A 4,708-nucleotide genomic window follows, 5' to 3' on the forward strand; every position below is an offset into this window, starting at 1 on the left:
TGTGCGGCTGGGCACTCTCCGCGAAGGCGTCGTTCGCGCTGTCCTCCACTATCTCGTCAGCGATGACGATGTAGACGCGGCCGCAAACGCCATTCGATCGGTCATGCAGGCGAAACCACGATGACATGGCGCAACAAGATCATTGATGTCTACGGCTTATGGCGACCGCCAGAGGCTCCCGCTACTGTGGGTGCTACAACGACTACAAGGCGGCCACGCCAGGCCCTATCGATGCTGTCGAGTTCTTCCACACCCCGGAGAGTTCGATGCGCTTCGCCGCAATCGCGACTGATAAGATCAATGCCACCCATAGCGGCTGTCGCAAGACCGCATCCGTCGCCTCTACGGCGCGCCCCACACGGTGCTTGCTCGAACGGCCAGCGCAGACGATGCGAGTCCTCGTCTTCAACCAGAAGCATGCCCCCTTCGACAATCCGAAGGGCAGGACTCAATCAACCCGACGGACATCGAAAATGGCGGAATGCGTATAAAAAGGGGGCTGTCGCAACATGAGCAGCGTTGAAACTTTCCGGAATCTGCAGCGCGAGGCAACCGAGTGGCGCCGTTACCTTCATGAAAATCCCGAGCTCGGTTATCGCTTAAACGACACAGCAAGGTTTGTTACCGAAAAACTGGTCTCTTTCGGTATCAATCACATCGAAACGGGGATAGCTGAGACCGGTATCGTCGCATTAATCCAAGGCGAAGGCGGAGACGGTCCGACCATCGGATTAAGGGCGGACATGGACGCCCTGCCCATCGTTGAGGCTTCAGCCAGACCCTGGTCGTCGAAGATACCAGGCAGAATGCATGCATGCGGCCACGACGGCCACACGGCCATGTTGTTGGGCGCCGCGAAGCATCTTGCGATTACGCGCAAATTCAAGGGCTCCGTTGCCTTGATCTTCCAGCCGGCAGAAGAGATAGAACTACCATCGGGCGGCCTAAAGATGGTCCACGAAGGAATCATGGATCGTTTCAGCATCTCCCAGGTCTTCGGCATGCACAACAAGCCAGGTATGGAAATCGGCACATTCGGAATTTGCGATGGCCCGATCATGGGGGCGCAGGACGACTTCGACATCATCGTGAAGGGCAGGGGCGGCCATGCGGCCTCGCCTCATCGAACCGTGGATTCTGTGGTCATTGCAGCTCAGATTATCGTTGGCCTGCAAAGCTTGGTCTCGCGCAAGACTGATCCTATGGAGTCGCTCGTGATCTCCGTAACGAAGTTGAAGGCTGCGCAGGCCTACAACATCATTCCTGATCACGTCGAAATCGCCGGAACTGTCCGGACCCTCGCATCCGACTTGCAAGACTTCGCCGAGCGAGAGATTTTGGCATCCGCCCAAGGCATTGCGCGCGCGTTCGGCGCGGATGTCGAGTTCAAGTACCGTCGATCCGTTCCGGTTACTTTCAACCATACGGAGGGGACCGATTTGGCGATCACGGCGGCGCGCAATCTCGTGGGTCCCGCCTCAGTGGACGATAAGGTTAGAACTAGTATGGGGGCGGAGGACTTCGCCTATATGCTGGAGGCGCGGCCGGGCGCTCTGATTTTCCTTGGAAATGGATCATCCCCATCCTTGCACAATCCGGCGTATGATTTTAACGACGACGCCCTGTCCTATGGCGTCGGCTACTGGGTCAGCCTAGTCGAGACTGTGTTGCCCATTTGAGTTGGAGCTCGCCCGAATTGGTTCGTCGCCATCCCCACGTTTATGCAAAGTAGGTATTCAAGGAAAAAATTATGGCCGCTCACGATTTTGCTCGCATTACTACTATCCCTCACGCTCGGTTCTCGCAAATCGAATATCAAGACCGGGTCGGACGAGCGCAGCATTTGATGAAGGAACATGCTTTCGACGCACTCCTTGTAACGTCGGAACATAACTTCCGCTATTTTGTAGACGACACTAGCACCACTCCAATTCAGACCACACGACCGCGCTTCCTTTTAATCTCGTCGGCCGGTGACGCCGTTGCGATTGTTCCAACGGGTGTCGATGAATTTTTTAAGGAAACCACCTGGGTAAGAAATTTCCGGACTTGGCCTGGTCCGAATCCGAAGGATGAAGGTGTATCCGTGCTTGCGACAGTCTTGAATGAACTATTGCCACGAAACGCCAGGATTGGGACAGAGCTTGGCGCAGAAAGCAGGCTTGGCATGCCTACAGGGGACTTCTTACGTGTACGGGATGCGATAAGACCTCGGATATTTGCCGATGCGTCGGACCCGATTTTCACTCAGTTGCGAATGATCAAGTCACCACTCGAAATTGACCGAATTCGAACCGTGTGCGGAATTGTTTCAGAAGCATTCGACAATTTATCGGAAAAATTGCGTCTCGGTATGACGGAACGAGAGGTTTGCCGCCTCTTTGAACTCGAATGTTTCATTCGCGGTGTCGATAAGACGCCCAAGATTGCCAGTGTTTCGGGACGTGGAGGCTACACGCGCCCCTACGGTGTCCCGACCGACAAGGTGCTGTCCGACGGTGAGCTGCTATTTATCGACGCTGGCTGCTTGTTTAATTTCTATTGGAGCGACTTCAACCGCAACTTTTCTTTTGGCGCACCTGATCCACATACACAAGATGCCTACCAAGTGGTTTGGGATGCGACGGAGGTAGGGATCGCCGCTGTAAAGCCTGGCGTTCCGATCTGCGATGTTTGGGCCGCAATGTCAGATATACTAGATGGTTCGACGAATCGGGGGAAACGTTCCACGATCGGACGAATGGGACATTCTATGGGTTTATGGATGCCAGAGCTACCTTCGGTTCAGCCCGATGACAAAACGATACTGAAGCCAGGCATGATCATCAATGTCGAGCCGAGCACGATCTACCCATCGTATTTCGATAGTTCGCCGAGGCTAATGCTCCATGAAGAGGTTGTTCTCGTGACCGGAACTGGCGCCCAATTGCTTACGTCTCGTGCTTCTCGAACGATACCGCTCGTTCTTTAGCTTGGCCGGAAAGGCTTCAGCGGAATACCGCTACGTCATTCTTCTCGATCAGCTCATGAAGTAGGCCTGGCGATCAGTTCAAGGATCACAACGTGAAAAAGTCGGCCGTGAAGAATTCGGGTGTCGCTGACATCGCACAGGAATCGTCGACTTTTCTGAGTTCCTAATTGCAGGTAACGGCCAGTTTGTGGATAGTTTTCCTGCAATTCCAGTTTGCGATTTCGCCGCCTGGCAAAGCGTGATTCACTGCTTTCATCGCAGTGAATCTGGAGGCTTCTGTGAGGTCCGCGGGCACGACGGAGCGGCCGGGTTGGCTGGCGGACCTCATTGCAAGCCGGATTGAACGGAGCCGCGGGCAGGACTGGCGCTATGGGGATTGTAGCCCGGAGCTGTGGCCGGTATAGTCTTCGCCAGAATAATCAAGGGCCGTCGGGCTGCAATGACGGCAAAGGACGCTGCGACAGGGGGCGGCATCTTGATGGCGGGTGCCGTCGGACAGGCTGTGGTGCCTTCTATCGCCGGGCTGGCTGCTTGCGCCCTTGTGCGATGGGCCAAGCGTTGGCGTTCCGGCGCCCTTGGTGACGGATGCTGAGCATGGCGATGAGGAGGCGCCGGCCGCGATCATGAGGAGTCGCACCAGAACGGGCCGGGCGGTGCCTGTCCGCATCGCCAGACGGCGAGTGTGATCATCCGTCCTCCACAGCATGGGCAGCGGTGCGTTGCCGCAAGAGGAGCGGCAGCGGCGCTTTCGGCTTCCGGTTCGCGATCATCCAGTTGTGGTTTGGTCAGCAGCCTGCGGCACTGGTCGAGCCTGGCGGCGCGATGGCCGTTGGCGAGGAAGCCGTAGTGGCGGATGCGATGGAAGCCGTCCGGCAGCGTGTGAAGCAGAAAGCGGCGGATGAACTCGTGCGCGTCGAGCGTCATCACCTTTGTCCTTCCGCCATGACGATAATCCTTCCAGCGGAACCCGACACGATCGTTCTCCATGCTGATCAGCCGGGAATTGGCGATGGCGACGCGATGGGTGTAGCGACCGAGGTAGGCCAGCACCTGCCTTGGACCGCCGAACGGCGGTTTGGCGTAGACCACCCAGTCGAGGCGGCGCGCCCTGGCCAACAGGCGGGTGAAGGCGGCTGGCTCGGTCAGGCCAGCAATGTCGCCGAAGAACTTGAGGCTGTGCGCGTCGAAGGCGGCTCGTAGGTCCTCCAGGAAGCGGCGGCGAAACAGGCGCGACAGGACGCGCACCGGAAGGAAGAACCCTGGCCGACAGGAGACCCAGCGCGAGCCGTCGGGCGAGACGCCACCGCCCGGCATGATGCAATGGAGGTGGGGATGGTAGGTGAGAGTCTGGCCCCAGCTGTGCAGCACCGCGATGAGGCCGATCTCGGCACCGAGATGTCTGGGATCCGCGGCGATCGTGCGCAGCGTCTCGGCTGCAGTCCTGAACAGGATGGCGTAAACCGCCGCCTTGTTCTGGAAGGCGATCGCGGCGACATCGGCCGGCAACGTGAACACGACGTGGAAGTAGGGAACCGGCAGGAGTTCGGCCTCGCGTGCGGCGAGCCAGTCGCGGCAGGCCTGTCCCTGGCATTTTGGGCAATGCCGGTTGCGACAGGAATTGTAGGCCACGCGGATCGCCCCGCAGGCTCGGCAGCCCTCGACATGGCCGCCGAGCTCGGCCGTCCGGCAGAGCTCGATCGCGCTCATCACACGCCGCTCGTTGCGTCCGAGATGGCC

General features: G+C 58.1%; 3 protein-coding genes. 2 read left to right on the plus strand and 1 reads right to left on the minus strand.

The features are described from left to right. Nucleotides 1-509: 509 nt before the first annotated feature. Together RFM98_RS31005 and RFM98_RS31010 are read left to right on the plus strand one after the other, a co-directional pair. On the plus strand, nucleotides 510-1,679 hold the full coding sequence (locus RFM98_RS31005) for a M20 aminoacylase family protein (protein WP_320312272.1): 1,170 nt from the start codon (nucleotides 510-512) through the stop codon (nucleotides 1,677-1,679). A gap of 71 nt (nucleotides 1,680-1,750) precedes the next feature. Further along, entirely contained in the window at nucleotides 1,751-2,971 is a 1,221-nt protein-coding gene (locus tag RFM98_RS31010; protein ID WP_320312273.1) for a M24 family metallopeptidase, read from the plus strand. Between the two features lie 621 nt (nucleotides 2,972-3,592). On the opposite strand, the gene RFM98_RS31015 is transcribed toward RFM98_RS31010, so the two are convergent. After that, nucleotides 3,593-4,708, minus strand: a 1,116-nt coding sequence (locus RFM98_RS31015) for an IS91 family transposase (protein WP_320312274.1), incomplete at its 5' end; no start/stop codon positions are given.

Origin of the sequence: Mesorhizobium australafricanum, assembly GCF_033977265.1 — a bacterium.
Taxonomy (GTDB): domain Bacteria; phylum Pseudomonadota; class Alphaproteobacteria; order Rhizobiales; family Rhizobiaceae; genus Mesorhizobium; species Mesorhizobium australafricanum.